The sequence below is a fragment of the Blastococcus sp. PRF04-17 genome (genome assembly GCF_023016265.1).
GTDB lineage: Bacteria > Actinomycetota > Actinomycetes > Mycobacteriales > Geodermatophilaceae > Blastococcus_B.
The window spans coordinates 2,966,406-2,982,550 of sequence record NZ_CP095412.1 but is presented as its reverse complement, the minus strand read 5'-3'; the positions used below and the strand labels follow the sequence as shown (position 1 = coordinate 2,982,550).

The window sequence follows — 16,145 nt, the reverse complement described above, 5'->3', positions numbered from 1 at the left end:
GAACGCGGACGGTTCCGCCGGAGTGGCCGTGAACGCGCGCATCGGCGCGGAGGTACCGGCGCTGTCCGGGATCGCCTGGGGCCTGCTGGGCGCCGGGGTGGTCTTCACGCTGATCGCCGTCCTGCTGCTGGTGGCGGGGATCCGCCGTCCGGCCAGCTACACGTCGTCCTACGTCGCTCCGGCGGCCTATCCGGGCGGGCCCCCGCCGCCCTGGACGCCGCCGCTGCCGCCCGACCGCACCACCGCAGCAGACGCCCAGCCGGGCGGAACGACGGCCGGCCAGGCCCCCAAGGAGCCCCGGGCCGGCTGACCGACGGCTGCCGGGGTCGCTCCGGAGGGCAGCCCCGGCAGTCTGCTCCGTCGAGCGGAGTGGGAGGGCGCGGATTCCGCGTCCCTCCCACTCCGCTCGGTGTCAGGCGCGGGCCTTGAGGTCCTTGCGCAGGATCTTGCCGGCGGCGGACTTCGGCACCGCGTCGATGAACTCGACGAAGCGGACCTTCTTGTGCGGAGCCACCTTCTCGGCCATGTACGCCATGACCGCCTCCTCGGTGATCTCGGAGCCGGGCGCGCGGACGCAGAAGGCCTTCGGCAGCTCCTCGCCGCTCTCCTTGTCCGGGACGCCGATCACCGCGGCGTCGGCGATCTCGGGGTGGCCGATGAGCACGGCCTCGAGCTCGGCCGGCGCCACCTGGTAACCCTTGTACTTGATCAGCTCCTTGACGCGGTCGACGACCGTGTAGCGGCCCTCGGCGTCGACGATCGCCACGTCGCCGGTGTGCAGCCAGCCCTCGGCGTCGATCGTGGTGCGGGTGGCCTCCTCGTTGTTGAGGTAGCCCTTCATCACCTGCGGGCCGCGGATCCACAGCTCGCCCCGCTCGCCGTCGGCGGCGTCCTGACCCGTCTCCGGGTTGATCAGCCGGCACTCGGTGTTGGGCACCGCGTAGCCGACCGAGCCCTTCGGCACGTCGCTGCGCGCCCCCGGCGGCTCGCAGCCGGGGTCGGGCGTCGTGTGCGACACGGGCGAGAGCTCGGTCATGCCGTAGCCCTGCCCGACCTTGACGCCGTCCTCGGCGCCCTTGCGCAGCCGGTCCTCGGCGGCGTGGGCCAGCTGCTCGTCGAGCGGCGCGGCGCCGGAGAGGATCGAGGTGAGCGAGGACAGGTCGTACTGGTCGACCACCGGGTGCTTGGCCATCGCGAGCAGGATCGGCGGGGCGACGAACGCGCGGGTGATCTTGTGGTCCTGGATGGTGCGCAGGAAGTCCTCGAGGTCGAACCGCGGCAGCGTGACGACGGCGCCGCCCCATGCCAGGCCCTGGTTCATCAGCACCGTGAGGCCGTAGATGTGGAAGAACGGCAGGACGGCGATGATCCGCTCGTCCTCCTTGAGGTTGATCAGCGGCCGGCACTGGGCGACGTTGGCCACCAGGTTGCGGTGGGTCAGCATGACGCCCTTGGGCAGGCCGGTCGTACCGCTGGAGTAGGGCAGCGTGACGAGGTCGTTCTCGGCGTCGATCTCGACGTCGACGCTCGGGGCGTCCTCGCCGAGCAGGTCGAACAGGTTCGCGTAGCCGTCGCGGAAGTCCAGGACGACGACCTCGTCGACCGGCGCCTTCTCGATCGCCGGCTCGACCCGCTCCATGAACAGGTTGATGGTGATCAGGATCTTCGCCCCGGAGTCCTTCAGCTGGAAGGCGATCTCGTCGGGGGTGTAGAGGCTGTTGATCGGGCTCATCACCATGCCGGCCTTGGCGATGCCGTGGAAGATCACCGGGTACCAGGGCGTGTTCGGCACGAACATGGCGACGACGTCGCCCTTGCGCAGGCCGCGGGCGTGCAGGTTCGCCGCGACCCGGTCGACGTAGGCCGCGAGCTGACCGTGGGTGATGACGTCACCCTTGAGCCCGTCGATCAGCGCCGGGGCGTCCGGCCGGGCCTTACCGGCGGCCAACACGAACTCGGGAACGGAGACGTTCGGGATCTCGACGTCGGGATAAGGGCTGGCCAGTGCCACGATGCACTCCTTCTGAGGTCCGCTTGTGGCCTCAGTCTCACACCTGGCGTGTCCTGTGCCACACGGGGGTTACCCGCCAGTTGGCCGGGCTCAGCCGGTGCGCGGCCAGAGGACGGACTGCGTGCAGCGGAACAGGGCGATCTTCTTGCCGCTGCCGGAGACGGTCACCACGGCGTCCCAGACCTGGGTCGTCCGGCCGGCGTGCGCGTTGGTGGCCACCACCTCGATCCGGCCCTCGCGGGCGGTGCCGAGGAAGTTCGACTTGAGCTCGATCGTGGTGAAGCCGGAGGAGCCCTCGGGCAGGAGGGCGCGGGTGGCCAGGCCGCAGGCGGTGTCGGCCAGGCCGACCACGGTCGCGGCGTGCAGGTAGCCGTTGGGGGCGAGCAGCTCCGGGCGGACGTCGAGGGCGGCCTCCAGCCGGCCGGGCTCGTGCGCGGTGATGCTCAGCCCGAGCAGGCCCGGCAGCGTGCCCGGGAGCAGCGCGTTGAGCTCGTCGGCGGTGTGGAACCCGGTGGCGGCCATGCCCGCAACCTAGCCACCACAGCTTTCTGTACCGAAAGCTCCAGCGCGCCCCGGAGCTTTCGGTACAGAAAGCGTGGGTCAGGGCTGGGGAGCGGTCTCCCAGAGGCCCATCACGTTGCCCTCGGGGTCGGAGAAGTAGGCGGCGAACCCCATGTCGCCCACCGCGGTCTTGCCGACGACGACCTTCCCGCCGGTCTCCTCGATCTTGATCAGCTTGGCGTCGATGCTGTCCACGTCGACCACGATCACCGGGCCCTGCGTGGCGGCCTGCTCGCGGCTGAGCATGCCGCCGTTGATGTAGCCCGGCTCGGTCGGCCCGCGGTCGCCGCTCGGTCCCGACGTCACCAGCGTGTACCCGCCCATCTCCGGCATGGTCATCAGCTGCCAGCCGAAGATCCCCTCGTAGAAGCCCCGTGCCCGGTCCCCGTCGTCGTAGGGGATCTCGAAGTGCACGACCCGACCGCTCATCTCGCCTCCTCGCCCAGGTGGACCTGACGGGCCGAAGGCTAGGACCGGACGGCGCCGTGCGGGAGGACCGCGTGCACGCCGAACACCTGGTTGGCCACCTGGGTGACCCGTAGGTCGACGGCGACGCTGGCCAGCGCCATCGCGTCCGAGCGCGACGCCCCGTGCAGGGCGCCGAGCAGGTCGAGCATCGCGTCGAGTGCCTCCGCGGCGGCCTCGTCGAGGTCGTCGCCGATGCCCAGGCAGATCCAGCCGGCCGGTGTGTCGGCGACCGGGGTGGCCAGCGGCCGGCCGAACAGGCCGTCGCGGACGTCGAGGCTGAGGTCGGCGCGCTCGGTGCCGCACTCGATCGCGGTGCCGCTCACCTCGCCGTCCCCCTGGGCGGCGTGCGCGTCGCCGACGCTGAGCAGGGCGCCGTCCACCGGGATCGGCAGGTACAGCGTGCTGCCGGCCACCAGTTCGCGGCAGTCGAGGTTCCCGCCGTGCCACCGCGGCGGGACGGTGGAGTGCCGGCCCGGGTCGGCCGGGGGCATGCCGATGACGCCGAGGAACGGGCGGACGGTCACCTCGTGGCCGAACTGGTTGCGAGCGGTGGCGCCGTCGATCGTCCAGCGGTGCACGGCCGGCTCGGTCAGGCCCAGCCGGGAGTTCCAGGCGGTGGCCCGCAGCCCCGCGTAGGTGGTGCCCCACGACACAGGGACGACGTCGTCGATGCGCACCGCCAGCACCTGACCGGCACGCGCACCGCGCACCTCGACGGGTCCGGCCAGCGCGTGACCGGCGTCCGGGGTGTGCTCGGGCGCCCGCCGGCGGTCGGCGACGTCCCCGCCGGTGTCGGGCTCGAGGAACCAGCCGGAGTCGAGGGTCCGGAACCGCACCGTGGTGCCGGGCTCGACGGTGCGCACCGGCGGCAGATCGCGGTCGAACCAGCCGTGCAGCTCCTGGACGACGTCCATCAGGCCAGGCCGCGGACGGTGCGCGCGGGCGGGCGGTCACCCCGGATGGAGGCCACCATGTCGAGCGTCTGACGGGTGGCCGCCACGTCGTGGGCCCGGAACACCCGCGCGCCCAGCCAGGCGCTGACCGCCGTCGTGGCGAGCGTGCCGGTGAGGCGCTCCTCGAGCGGGACGTCGAGGGTCTCGCCGACGAAGTCCTTGTTCGACAGGGCGACCAGCACCGGCCACCCCGTGCCGACCAGCTCGCCCAGCCGCCGGGTCGCCTCCAGCGAGTGCCGCGTGTTCTTGCCGAAGTCGTGCCCGGGGTCGACCATCACCCGCTCGCGGTCGACGCCCGCCGCGACGGCCGCCTCGGCGAGCACCGTCGTCCGGGTGACGATGTCAGCGACGACGTCGTCGTACTGCACCCGGTGCGGACGGGTGCGCGGCGGCAGCCCGCCGGCGTGCGTGCAGACGATGCCGGCGCCCGCCTCGGCGGCGACCCCGGCGAGATCCGGGTCGACCCCGCCCCACGCGTCGTTGACGACGTCGGCGCCGCCGCGAGCGCCTCCGTGGCCACCTCGGCGCGCCAGGTGTCGATCGAGATGGGCAGCTGCGGGTGGGCGGCGCGGATCGCGGCGACCAGGTCGACGGTCCGGCGGATCTCCTCGGCGGCGTCCACCTCCTCGCCGGGGGCGGCCTTCACACCTCCGACGTCCACCATGTCCGCCCCCTCGGCCACCACCCGGTCGACCCGCTCCAGGGCCGCGGCCATGGCGTAGGTGGCGCCGCGGTCGTAGAACGAGTCGGGTGTCCGGTTCACGATCGCCATCAGGACGAACGCGCCGTCTGGCACGTCCAGGGCACCGATCCGGAGCAACCCGTGGCCTCCTCGACGCCGCCGGTGTGGTGGAGTTCGCCAACGTAGTCGAGAGGGATGGAGCGGCGGAGATGGCGGCAACCACGGTCGAGGGCGTCGAGGGCGTGCGCGGTCTGGTCGGGCAGCACCTCGGCCACAGCGACTGGGTCGAGATCACCCAGGAACAGGTGAACCGGTTCGCCGAGGCGACCGGCGACCACCAGTGGATCCACGTCGACCCCGAGCGCGCCGCGAAGGAGAGCCCGTTCGGCGGTCCGATCGCACACGGTTACCTGACGCTGTCGCTGCTGCCGGCGCTGGTCCCGCAGATCGTCGAGATCACCGGCTTCCGCATGGGCGTCAACTACGGCACGGAGAAGGTGCGCTTCCCGTCGCCGGTGCCCGTGGGTGCGCGCGTGCGCGCCGGCGCGACGCTGGAGTCGGCGACCCCGTTCGAGGGCGGCGTCCAGATGACCCTCGGCGTGACCATGGAGATCGAGGGCGGCACGAAGCCGGCGATGGTCGCGTCCGTCGTCTACCGGCGCTACCTGTAGCCGGCCCGGGCGATGATCAGGTCACCTGATCATGCCGCGTCCTCCCTCACCGTGCACCGTGAGGGAGGACGCGCGACGGTCAGGTCACCTGATCATCGCGCGACGCGTCAGTCGACCAGGGCCTGGTTGACCAGCTGCCGGAGGTAGTTGCGGATCGGCAGCGTGCTCGAGGGCAGCAGCTGCGTGTAGAAGCTGACGGTGAGGTCCTCGACCGGGTCGACGTAGAACGCCGTCGACGCCGCCCCGCCCCAGCTGTAGTCGCCGACGCTGGAGACCACGCCGTACCGGGTCGGGTCGATCACCATCGAGAAGCCCAGCCCGAAGCCCACCCCGCGCAGCGGCGTCTCGGCGAACAGCGGCCGGCCGAACGTCTCCAGGTCGGCGTTGCCCGGCAGGTGGTTGCGGGTCATGAACGCGATCGTGCGCGAGCCCAGCAGCCGGCCGCCGTCGTAGGAGCCGCCCCGGCGCAGCAGCTCGGCGAACCGCAGGTAGTCACCGGCGGTCGAGACGAGTCCGCCGCCGCCGGAGAGGAACGCCGGCTTGCTGTGCGCGGCGGCGTCGAAGGCCTCGAGGAACGCAAACCCGGTGGCACCCGAGGGCCTCGGCGTGGCGCCGTACAGCTTGGCCAGCGGCTCGGGGTCGTCGTCCGGGCGCAGGCCGAACGAGGTGCTGCGCATGCCCAGGGGCCCGAAGATCCGCTGCTCGAAGAAGGCGTCGAGCGGCAGCCCGGACCACACCTCGACCAGCCGGCCGAGGACGTCGGTGGACACGCCGTAGTTCCACTCGCTACCGGGCTGGAAGACCAGGGGCACCGAGGCCCACTGGCGGCAGACCTCCGCGGAGTCCGCACCGGGCGGGGTGCCCCACTCGTGCCCCATCGCCCGGTACATCGCGTCGACCGGGTGGGCGTGGTGGAAGCCGTAGGTCAGGCCGGAGGTGTGGGTGAGCAGGTGCCGCACGCGGATGGGCTCGACCTGCGGAGCGGTCACCGGCTTCATCGCCGAGCCGGCCACGTAGACGCGGGTCTCGGCGAACTCGGGCAGCCACTTCGAGATCGGGTCGGAGAGCTCGAAGGCACCCTCCTCGTAGAGCATCATCGCCGCGACCGAGGTGATCGGCTTGGTCATCGAGAAGATCCGCCAGCGGGTGTCCTCCTCCACGGGCAGCCCGTTCTCGACGTCCCGGAGCCCCTGGCGGCCGACGTGCACGAGCGCGCCGTGCCGCGCGACGGTGACGAGGAACCCGGGCAGCTGGCCGTCGTCCACCCAGCGGGCCAGCCGCCGGTCCAGGCGCGCCAGCCGCCCGGCGTCGAGGCCGACCTCGGCCGGGTCGGTGGTGATCTGCAGGTCGGTGCTCACATCGGCCTCCGTGCTCCGGTCCACCGGGTGGCAAACCGCCGGGATCGGCGGTCCCGTGGGGACCGCCGATCCCGACGGCGCGGTCGATCAGACCGGAACGCTGCTGGCGGCCTTCTTCAGGTTCGAGCCGGCGGTCACCTTGACGGTGTTGGCAGCGGGGATGTCGATCGACTCACCGGTCTGCGGGTTGCGGCCGGTGCGCGCCGAACGCTGCGTGCGCTCCACGGTCAGCAGGCCCGAGACGGCGACCTTCTCGCCGCGGGTGATCGCCTCGACGAGCTCCTCCTGGAGCCCGGCCAGGACCGAGTCCACGGTGGAGGCCGGGACGTCGGCGCGCTTGGCGATGGCGGAGACCAGTTCGGCCTTGTTCATGAGGTTCCTCTCGTGTGTGCGATGGCTGGTGCCAGGGCTCGGCACGCGGCCGGCTCCATCCCCCGGTTCGGGGGCGCCGGGCGTCCGCGCGTGGCGCGAACCGCCCGGGCTCACCCGGCCCTGGAAAGTGGCCGGACCCCGGGCACCGTGCCATGCCCGCCCGGGACCTGGCCACCCAGGGGGTCCCGGAGGGCCCGCGGACGACACGTCGGTCACACCTGTCCCACGCACGTGGGGACGACGTCGCGCCTAGCGTGGGGGCATGCCGCAGCTCCCCGGGACCGATCTCGACGTCAGCGATCTCTGCCTCGGCGGCAACGTCTTCGGGTGGACGGCGGACGAGCCGACGTCCTTCGCGCTGCTCGACCGCTTCGTCGACGCGACCCCCGGCCCGCTGTCGCCGTTCGTGGACACGGCCGAGAGCTACGGCCGGGGGAGTCCGAGCGGATCCTCGGCGCCTGGATGGCCGCGCGCGGCCTGCGCGACCGGGTCGTCGTCGCGACCAAGGCGTCGCCACTGGAGAAGGAGCACCCGCTGTCCGCGGGGAGATCCGGGCGGCCGCCGAGCAGTCGCTCCGGCGGCTGCGGACCGACCGCATCGACCTGTACTACGCGCACTTCGACGACGAGACGACGCCGCTGGAGGAGACGCTGACCGCGTTCGACGGGCTGGTGCGGTCGGGCAAGGTCCGGTACGTGGCCGCGTCGAACTACTCGGCGGAGCGGCTGACCGAAGCGCTGGACACCTCGGCGAGGCTGGGGATCAGCCGCTACGCCGCCCTGCAGACGCACTACAACCTGATGGAGCGGCCGGTCTTCGAGGACGCCCTGCGCGACGTCGCGGCCGAGCGGGAGCTCGGCGTGCTGCCCTACTTCGCGCTGGCCAAGGGCTTCCTGACCGGCAAGTACCGGGCGGGGGAGCAGGTCGACTCCCCGCGGGCGAAGGGCGCGGCGGCGTACGTGGGGGAGCGGGGTGACCGGGTGCTGCGGGCGCTGGGTCAGGTGGCCGACGCGCACGCGGTGCCGCTGCCGGCGGTCGCGCTGCGCTGGCTGGCCGACCGGCCGACCGTCGTGGCGCCGATCGCGAGCGGGCGGAACGTGGAACAGCTGGCGGACCTGCTGCCGATGCAGGACCTGGTGCTCAGCGAGGAGCAGCGCAACGCCCTGGACGACGCGAGCTCCTGAGCGGAGTGGGAGGGGCGCGCTTTCCGCGCCCTCCCACTCCGCAAGGAACGTCAGGCGGCGACGATGCGGTCGCGGACGGCCTGGACCAGCTCCGGGGTGATGTCGGTGACCCCGTGGTCGGCGGCGGCGTGGCCGGCGACCTGGGCGAAGATGCCGTCCTCGTCGGCGGCGGTGAAGCGGGCGCCGCAGCCGGGGATGACGTCGCCGCAGGCGAAGGTCTTCATGTGGACTCCTTGTCGGAAGAGGGGTGGCGCGACCGGCCGCCGGGGGGACGACCGGGGTCTGGGTCGCTCAGCGGTCCTTCCGGACGGCGGACGCGAGGTCCTCGATGCGCACGAGCCCGAGCACGTCGCCGACGGGGTCGGTGCACAGCACGGGGTCGAAGCGCTGGGCGGCGGGCGGGTCAGCGCGCGCTGCAGCGCCTCCCCGATGTCGGTCGTGGGGTGCACCCGCAACGAGACCGGTGCGGTGTAGTGCTCCGCCGTCCGCGGGTCGGCCAGCAGCAGCCCGAGCGGCTCGCCCTGGCCGCCGAGCAGGACAGCCGGCGGGACGCCGGGGGTGTCCTCGCCGAGCGTGACCTGCCGGACGGGGCGGAGCAGCCGCGCCACGCTGTCGGTCATGCGCGCGCGGGCGATCTGGGCCCGCACGACGTCCGCCGTCTCCGGCGCGAGCGGCGCGAAGTCCGGCCCCGGCCGGCCGAGCAGCCAGCCCTGGGCCAGCGGGACGCCGAGCTGCACGAAGGCGGCGAGCTCGGCGGCGGTCTCGATGCCCTCGGCGAGCAGCCACGCGTCGATCCGGCCGGCGAACTCGCCCAGCATCTCGGCCAGGGCCACGCGCACCGGGTCGGTGTCCGCGTCGCTGACCAGGGCGCGGTCGAGCTTGACCACCTGCGGGCGGAGGACGGCGAGCTGCTGCAGGCCCGAGTAGCCGCTGCCGGCGTCGTCCAGGGCGATCAGGGCGCCCCGGGCGCGCAGCTCGTCGGTCTGCCGCCGCAGCGCGGCCAGGTCGTGGACGGGCGTGTGCTCGGTGAGCTCCACGACGACCCGCTGGAGGCCGGGACGGGTCGCCAGCGCGTCCTGCACGGGGGCCGACCCGAGCAGGTGCGGACTGACGTTGACCGTCAGGAAGGTGTCGGGCGGCAGCGCCGGGACGACGGCGAGCGCCTTGTGGAGGGCCAGCGCCTCGAGCTCGGCGGCGATCCCGGCCTCGGCGGCCGCGGCGAACCAGACGTCGGGGCCGGCGGAACCCGGGAACCGGGCCAGCGCCTCGTACCCGGCCACCGTGGCGGCGGCGAGGTCGACGATCGGCTGGAACGCCAGCGTCAGATCGTCGGGGTCGGCCAGCAGCGGACGGCAGTCCGGCAACCGGGCCGTGCGCGTGCCGAGCATGGTGGAACCATCGGACCGCCCGGTGCCCACCTTGATCCGGGACCTCCCTCCTCACCCGGGAGAGGGAGACGCACGAACCGGTACCCCTGGTGGCGCAGGACCGGCCGGCATGGACCGCCGTGACAGCATGGTGCGGATGAGCGCCGGACGGCGCGCTCGCGGCCGAGGGGGAGGAGGGCGCGTGACCACGCACGACGTGTCCGGTGCCCCCGCGGACGACCCGTTGCGCGACCCCCACCGCATCGCGGCCGCCCGCCGGTTGTTCGTCGAGGTGTCCGGCCCCGCGGCGTTCGACCGACTCTCGGCCCTGGCCGCGCGGCTGCTCGGCGTGGGCCACGCGAAGGTCACCATCTTCACCGACCAGGACACCGTGGTCGGCGGCTTCGGCCTGCCGCCCGGCGTCATCGGCGGACCGGCGCTGCTGACCGGCGCCCTCTCCGCCATCACCGTGCGCCAGGCCCGGCCGCTCGCGGTCGCCGACGCCCGGGCCGACGAGCGCGTCGCCGACCTGCCGGCGGTCACCTCCGGGCAGGTCGCCTCCTACCTCGGCGCGCCGATCGTGGCCGACTCGGGGCACGTGGTCGGCGTCCTGGCCGTCTACGACCCGGAGCCGCGCGAGTGGTCCGACGACGAGGCGAAGCTGCTCGACCAGATGGGTGCGTCGGTGGTCGCCGAGCTCGAGCTGGCGGCCGCCCGCACGGCGATCGGCGCCTCCCTCGCCCGACTGGACGTCGCCCTCGAGGCGAGCGGCGTCGGCACGTGGGAGGCCGACCTGGTGGCCGGGGTCATGTACTGGGACCAGCGCACCGCGGCGATCTTCGGGCGCGAGGGCACCGTCACCATCCCGCTGGAGCGGCTCTTCGAGGAGGCCGTGCATCCTGACGACCGCGAGTCGGCCCAGGTGATCATGCAGGCGGCCATCGACGCCCGCGCGCCCCAGTACACCGTCGAGCTGCGCACGATCCGTGCCTCGGACGGCGAGGTCCGCTGGACGGTCTCCCGGGGCCGGGTGATGGTGGACTCCGACGGGCAGCCGGTGCGGATCATGGGCACCGTCCTCGACGTCACCGACGCGCGGGTCGCCGCCGAGGCCCGGCTGTTCGCCGTGCAGCGGGCCGCGGCCATCGCCGAAGTCGCGGCGGCCGCGGCGCACGCGACCCGCATCGAGGAGCTCGCCGACATCACCCTGCGCGGCGCGGAGGTGCTGGGCGCCGACTCGGGCGGTGTCGCGGTGTTCGATTCGAAGGACGGCAGGCTGCGGGTGCACCTCGGCCGCCGCCTCGCCGACGCGGTGGCGGCCGAGACGAACGAGGAGGTCCCCACCGAGGGCGTCGAGATCGAGACCGACGACGCGCTGCCGACGCAGTACACGGCTCGCACCGGCGAGCGCGTGCTGCTCCCGAGCGCGGAGGAGGCGGCCGCCCGCTTCCCGGCCATGGCGCAGGTGACCGAGATCCTCGGCATCCACGCGCTGGCCTCGCTGCCGCTGCGGGTCGAGGACCGGCTGCTGGGCAGCTTCGTCGCCGTCTGGACGACGGATCACGAGTTCAGCGAGGAGGACGTCGCCCTCCTCGACGGTCTGACCGCCCAGATCGCGCTGAGCATCTCGCGGCTGCACGCCGACGCCGAGCGTGTGGCCGCCGTGACCGCCATGGCCGAGGCCAATCGGCAGGTGCAGCTGCTCGCCGACGCCGGACGCATGCTGGCCGGCGGGCTGAGCGTTCCGCAGCAGCTCGACCGGCTGGCCTCGCTGGTCGTGCCCCCGCTCGGCGACTGGTGCTGGATCGTGACGACCGACGACCAGGGGCGGCTGCACGAGGCCGCCTCCGCGCACCGCGACCCCCGCCGCCGAGCGCAGGTCGAGGAGTACGTGCGGCAGATGGTCGTGTCCGTGACCGACGACGGCGCGCCGCGGGTCGTCTTCCGCACCGGCCAGCCGCTGGTCATCCCCCACCTCGACGCGGCCCGCATCGCCCAGTCGCTCGCCGACGAGGGGGCGCGCAAGGCGCTGGAGGCCCTGGACCCCGCGTCCGTCCTCGCCCTCCCGCTGACCGCCCGCGGCCAGACACTCGGCGTCCTCTGCCTGCTCAACGGAACCGACCGGGGGCCGCACACTCCCGGCGAGATCGAGACGGCGCTCGAGATCGGCCGGCGCGCCGGCTCGGCGCTCGACCAGGCCCGCCTCTTCGAGCAGCAGCGCGAGCTCGCCCACGCCCTGCAGCGGAGCATGCTCACCGAGCCTCCGCGGACGGCCGACGCCGAGATCGTCGTCCGCTACGTGCCGGCCGCGGAAGGGGCCGAGATCGGGGGCGACTGGTACGACGCATTCCTGCAGCGCAGCGGAGCGACGGTGCTGGCCATCGGCGACGTCGTGGGGCACGACACCCGGGCGGCCGCGGCGATGGGGCAGGTGCGGGGTCTGCTGCGCGGCATCAGTTACTCCAGCGGCGGCACCCCGGCCGAGGTGCTCACCGAACTCGACCGCGCCCTCGAGGGTCTGGCTCTGGACACCATGGCCACCGCGCTGGTCGCCCGGCTGGAACGGGGGCCCGGCGGTGCCACGCTGCTGCGCTGGGCGAACGCGGGCCATCCTCCGGCGGTCCTCGTCGAGGCCGACGGGGAGGTCTCGCTGCTCGACGGGAAGCCCGCGGACCTGCTGCTCGGCGTCTCGCCCGACTCGGTGCGGGAGGACCGGCTCGAGCTGCTCCCGGCCGGCGCCACGGTGCTGCTCTACACCGACGGCCTCGTCGAGCGCCGGGACCGCGACATCGACGAGGGCACCGAGCAGCTGCTGGCCGTGCTGCGGGAGTGCGCGCACCTGCCCCTGGACCAGCTGTGCGACGTGCTGCTGGAGCGGCTGTTCCTGCCCGACGCGGAGGACGACGTCGCCGTGCTCGCCGTCCGCCTGCGCCCCCAGACCTAGCCCCGACGCCGCCGCCGGCGCACGATCCGGTTCCGGCGACGCACGAACCGCTCGCGGGCCCGGCCGGGCAGGTCGACGGCCACCGGTGCCGCCCACCCCCGCCAGACCGACAGCACCCGCAGGGACGCGACCAGCACGATGACGACGGCGGCCACCGGCAGCGGGCCGAGGCCCAGCGGTCCGGCCAGCACCGTGAGGACGGCGGCCCCGATCAGCGCCGCCACGGCGTTGTACGGCCCGGGCTGCACGATCTCGGCGCGCTGGGCGAGCAGCATGTCGCGGATCACCGCGCCGCCCACGGCCGTGACCGTGCCGACGAAGACCACCGCCGCGCTGGACAGCCCGACCAGTTGCGCCTTCTGGGCGCCGATGACGGTGAAGAAGCCGAGCGTGACGGCGTCCAGCACGACGAGGAGACCGGTCAGCCGCGACAGCCAGCCGGAGAAGAAGAACGTCACGGCCGCGGCGATCGCGACGGTCGGCAGGTAGAGCCGGTTGGTGAGGGCCACCGGCGGCAGGTCGCCGAGCAGGACGTCGCGGATCAGCCCACCGCCGAGGCCGCCGCTGACCGCGAGCAGCAGGACGCCGGAGACGGCGAAGCCCTCCCGCGCCGCGAGCAGCCCGCCGGTGAGGGCGCCGACCACGATGGCGGCCAGGTCGACGGCGGCCGGCACCCGCAGCGTCTCCGCCGCCGCAGCAACGATCTCCACCCCCAGCCCCCTTCCCCCGTGATCATCGGCATTTGGTTGCGGCCGTCGGCGCGGCGAGCAGCCACATGCCGATGATCAACTGCGGGCAGCGTCAGGGATCATTGAGCCGGGGCGACCTCGAGGTCGGTCGCGCTCTTCTTCGACGCCTGGCGCCCCTCGGCCTCGGTGCGCACCTCGGCGTCGCGGGCGGCCATGGCCTCCTGGCGGTCGGCCTCCTCCTCGAGGATCCTGGCCGCTTTCCAGAACTCCGGGATCGCGAAGGCGTCGACCAACGTGGTCATGTGCGGCCGCAGCTCCTTGAGCAGCTGGTTCACCGTCGCGGTCAGCGTCTTGGCGCGGGCCGAGGTCAACTGGCCGTGCTCCATGAACCAGGCCTTGTCCGCCTCGATCGTCGACAGCGCGTACAGGTCGCAGAGGGTGTCGAGCAGCTGCCGGGCGGCCGGGTCGGTGGTCCGGTCCACGCCCGCGACGAAGGCTTCCAGCACGACCCGGTCGATGTGCGACTGGGCCACCTTCAGCACGTGGTCCTGGACGTCGTTGAACATGTCGAACGGCGCCATGCCCTCCATCGTGGAGTTCTTGCGCAGCCGCCGGATCGCACCCTCGAGGCTGTGCTTCTCGCGGAACTCGAACATCTTCAGCTGCCAGCCGCGCTCCAGCATCGGCACCTCGTCGTCCCGGCCGGGGACGGCGTCGATCAGCCGGGCGATCAGCGCGCGGGCCGCCGTCCGCTCCAGCACCGTCTCGCGGACCATGTCGGCGATGAAGCCGACCTTGCCCCAGCCGTCCAGCGAGCCGAACGCGTCGCGGTAGCCGGTGAGCAGTCCCTTCGCGACCAGCTGCAGGAGGACGGTGTTGTCGCCCTCGAACGTGGTGAACACGTCGGTGTCGGCCTTGAGGTGCGGCAGCCGGTTCTCCTGCAGGTAGCCCGCACCGCCGCACGCCTCGCGGCACATCTGGATGGTGCGGGTGGCGTGCCACGTCTGGGCGACCTTGAGCCCGGCGGCGCGGGACTCGAGCTCGCGCTGCGCCTCCTCGTCCACCTCTTCGCCGCGGGCGTGCACCGCGGTCTGGATGTCGTGCATGTCCTCGACCAGCTGCCCCTGGGCGAAGTGCAGGCCGTAGGTCGTGGCGAGCGCGGGCAGCAGCTTGCGCTGGTGCACGAGGTAGTCGTTGATGACGATCTCGCGCTCCTCGCCCGGCGCGGCGAACTGGCGTCGCACGTTGCCGTACCGGACGGCGATGTCGAGGGCCAGCTTGGTCGCCGACGCCGCCGAGCCGCCGACGCTGACCCGGCCGCGCACCAGGGTGCCCAGCATGGTGAAGAAACGCCGGGTCTCGTTCTCGATGAGGCTGGTGTAGGTGCCGTCCTCGGCGACCTGGCCGTAGCGGTCGAGCAGCATGTCGCGCGGGACCTGCACGTGGTCGAAGGTCAGCCGGCCGTTGTCGACGCCGTTGAGCCCCGCCTTCGGGCCGTCGTCCCCGATCGTGACGCCGGGCATCGGGTTGCCCCGCTCGTCGCGGATCGGCACCAGCCAGGCGTGCACGCCGTGGTTCTTCCCCTGCGTGATCAGCTGCGCGAAGACCACCGCCATCCGGCCGTCCTTGGCCGCGTTGCCGATGTAGTCCTTGCGGGCGGCCTGGTGCGGGGTGTGCAGGTCGAAGCACCCGGTCGCGGGGTCGTACGTGCAGGTGGTGCGCAGCTGCTGGACGTCGGAGCCGTGGCCGGTCTCGGTCATCGCGAAGCAGCCGGGCAGGTCGAAGCTCATGACGTCGCGCAGGTACTTGTCGTGCTGGCGCGTGCTGCCGAGCAGCTGGAGGGCACCGCCGAACAGGCCCCACTGGACGCCGGCCTTCACCATCAGCGAGAGGTCGCCGAAGGCCAGCATCTCGATCGAGGTGACCGAGGCCCCGGCGTCGTCCTGACCGCCGTACTGCTTCGGGAAGCCGAAGCCGACCCGCCCCGAGTCCGCGAGCTTCTTGGCCGCACGGGTCACCCGCTCGCGGGCCTCCTGCGTGTTCTCTCCGTAGGTCGGCAGGAAGTCGTGGTCGTCCAGGTTCTCGCGGGCGTCCTGGCGGACGTGCGCCCATCGCCCGTCGAGGACGTCCTGCAGCGTCGTCGGGTCGACGCTGGTCGGCAGGGTGCTGGTCACTGTGCCTCCTGAGGTGGAACGACGCCGGCCAGTCCGGCCCAGGCGAGATCGGTCAGATGAGCAGCGAGTTCGCTGCGGAGCATGGGGCGTTCGGCGCGGAGCCACCAGTCGGCGGCCGAGCGGACCAGCCCGACCACGCCGTGCCCCCACGGCTCGGCGGCCGAGGCGTCGCGGCCGGCCTGCTGCAGCGCCACGCCGATCGCGGCCGCCACCTGCTGGGCGACGAGGTCGGAGAGGGTGTCGACGGGGTCGGTGGCCGGCCGGCCCAGGGCCTGACTGTGGACGACGAACCGGTAGAGCTCCGGGTCGGCCTCGATGAACGCGAGGTAGGTGTCGATCGCCGCCGCGACCATGGTGCGCGGATCGCCGGTGCTCGCCTCGATCGCCGACCGCAGTTTCGGCAGGAGCTGCGCGGCGACCCGGTTGCACACGGCGACGTACAGGTCCGAGCGGTCGGCGAAGTGCCGGTAGACGACGGTCTTGCTCGTGCCGGCCGCCGCCGCGATCTCCTCCATGCCGACGCCCGCCCCGTGCCGGCCGATGGCCTCGAGGGTCGCCTGGACGAGTTGTTCCCGGCGTTCCCGCCGGTGGTCGTCCCATCTCGAGTCGCGGCGGTCGCGAGCGTGCGCGACATTGCCCTGAACGTCGAGGTCGTCGACAGGTTTGTCCTGCGACGAGCGTCTCACCGCCTCAACTTTCACGATACCGATA

General features: G+C 73.1%; 14 protein-coding genes and 1 pseudogene. 4 read left to right on the top strand and 11 right to left on the bottom strand.

Features of this window, described 5'->3' with window-relative positions; translation table 11 throughout:
- Nucleotides 1-28 precede the first annotated feature (28 nt).
- Nucleotides 29-310: a hypothetical protein gene (locus MVA48_RS15060; RefSeq protein WP_246981514.1), complete on the top strand. Its 282-nt coding sequence runs from the start codon at nt 29-31 to the stop codon at nt 308-310.
- 102 nt (nt 311-412) lie between these two features.
- Here the strand turns inward: MVA48_RS15060 and MVA48_RS15055 are convergent, their stop codons facing one another.
- From MVA48_RS15055 to folP, 5 genes and pseudogenes are all read right to left on the bottom strand, one after another.
- Nucleotides 413-2,011: a 4-coumarate--CoA ligase family protein gene (locus MVA48_RS15055; RefSeq protein WP_246981513.1), complete on the bottom strand. Its 1,599-nt coding sequence runs from the start codon at nt 2,009-2,011 to the stop codon at nt 413-415.
- 90 nt (nt 2,012-2,101) lie between these two features.
- Nucleotides 2,102-2,533, bottom strand: coding sequence for a PaaI family thioesterase (locus MVA48_RS15050; RefSeq protein WP_246981512.1), 432 nt, complete (start codon nt 2,531-2,533; stop codon nt 2,102-2,104).
- A gap of 78 nt (nt 2,534-2,611) precedes the next feature.
- Nucleotides 2,612-3,001 (bottom strand): VOC family protein, encoded by a 390-nt coding sequence (locus MVA48_RS15045; RefSeq protein WP_246981511.1) that lies wholly within the window; start codon nt 2,999-3,001, stop codon nt 2,612-2,614.
- A 38-nt stretch (nt 3,002-3,039) separates the two neighbouring features.
- Complete coding sequence (locus MVA48_RS15040; protein WP_246981510.1) at nt 3,040-3,954, bottom strand: acetamidase/formamidase family protein; 915 nt, start codon at nt 3,952-3,954, stop codon at nt 3,040-3,042.
- A pseudogene (folP, locus tag MVA48_RS15035) lies at nt 3,954-4,708 on the bottom strand (dihydropteroate synthase). The gene MVA48_RS15040 and the pseudogene folP overlap by 1 nt, the downstream one beginning before the upstream one ends.
- 176 nt (nt 4,709-4,884) lie before the next feature.
- Between folP and MVA48_RS15030 the strand changes: the two are divergent.
- On the top strand, nt 4,885-5,346 hold the full coding sequence (locus MVA48_RS15030) for a MaoC family dehydratase (protein ID WP_246981509.1): 462 nt from the start codon (nt 4,885-4,887) through the stop codon (nt 5,344-5,346).
- Nucleotides 5,347-5,453: 107 nt separating this feature from the next.
- On the opposite strand, the gene MVA48_RS15025 is transcribed toward MVA48_RS15030, so the two are convergent.
- The gene (locus MVA48_RS15025) at nt 5,454-6,704 is read right to left on the bottom strand and encodes a serine hydrolase domain-containing protein (RefSeq protein WP_246981508.1); all 1,251 of its coding nucleotides are present in this window, start codon (nt 6,702-6,704) and stop codon (nt 5,454-5,456) included.
- Nucleotides 6,705-6,791: 87 nt separating this feature from the next.
- Nucleotides 6,792-7,076: an HU family DNA-binding protein gene (locus tag MVA48_RS15020; protein ID WP_246981507.1), complete on the bottom strand. Its 285-nt coding sequence runs from the start codon at nt 7,074-7,076 to the stop codon at nt 6,792-6,794.
- 152 nt (nt 7,077-7,228) lie between these two features.
- On the opposite strand from MVA48_RS15020, the gene MVA48_RS15015 reads away from it, so the two are divergent.
- Complete coding sequence (locus MVA48_RS15015; protein ID WP_246981506.1) at nt 7,229-8,260, top strand: aldo/keto reductase; 1,032 nt, start codon at nt 7,229-7,231, stop codon at nt 8,258-8,260.
- Nucleotides 8,261-8,310: 50 nt separating this feature from the next.
- Here the strand turns inward: MVA48_RS15015 and MVA48_RS15010 are convergent, their stop codons facing one another.
- The gene (locus MVA48_RS15010; protein ID WP_246981505.1) at nt 8,311-9,648 is read right to left on the bottom strand and encodes an EAL domain-containing protein; all 1,338 of its coding nucleotides are present in this window, start codon (nt 9,646-9,648) and stop codon (nt 8,311-8,313) included.
- A 181-nt stretch (nt 9,649-9,829) separates the two neighbouring features.
- Between MVA48_RS15010 and MVA48_RS15005 the strand changes: the two genes are divergently transcribed.
- Nucleotides 9,830-12,571 (top strand): SpoIIE family protein phosphatase, encoded by a 2,742-nt coding sequence (locus MVA48_RS15005; RefSeq protein ID WP_246981504.1) that lies wholly within the window; start codon nt 9,830-9,832, stop codon nt 12,569-12,571.
- Here the strand turns inward: MVA48_RS15005 and MVA48_RS15000 are convergent.
- The 3 genes from MVA48_RS15000 to MVA48_RS14990 all read right to left on the bottom strand — a co-directional run bounded on the left by MVA48_RS15000 (nt 12,568) and on the right by MVA48_RS14990 (nt 16,120).
- Nucleotides 12,568-13,281, bottom strand: coding sequence for a trimeric intracellular cation channel family protein (locus MVA48_RS15000; RefSeq protein ID WP_246981503.1), 714 nt, complete (start codon nt 13,279-13,281; stop codon nt 12,568-12,570). The genes MVA48_RS15005 and MVA48_RS15000 overlap by 4 nt on opposite strands.
- 98 nt (nt 13,282-13,379) lie before the next feature.
- Nucleotides 13,380-15,434 carry an acyl-CoA dehydrogenase family protein gene (locus MVA48_RS14995; protein ID WP_246981502.1) on the bottom strand — a complete coding sequence of 685 codons (2,055 nt, stop codon included), beginning with the start codon at nt 15,432-15,434 and terminating at the stop codon, nt 13,380-13,382.
- The gene (locus MVA48_RS14990) at nt 15,431-16,120 is read right to left on the bottom strand and encodes a TetR family transcriptional regulator (RefSeq protein WP_246981501.1); all 690 of its coding nucleotides are present in this window, start codon (nt 16,118-16,120) and stop codon (nt 15,431-15,433) included. Before MVA48_RS14990 ends, MVA48_RS14995 begins: the two co-directional genes overlap by 4 nt.
- Nucleotides 16,121-16,145 lie beyond the last annotated feature (25 nt).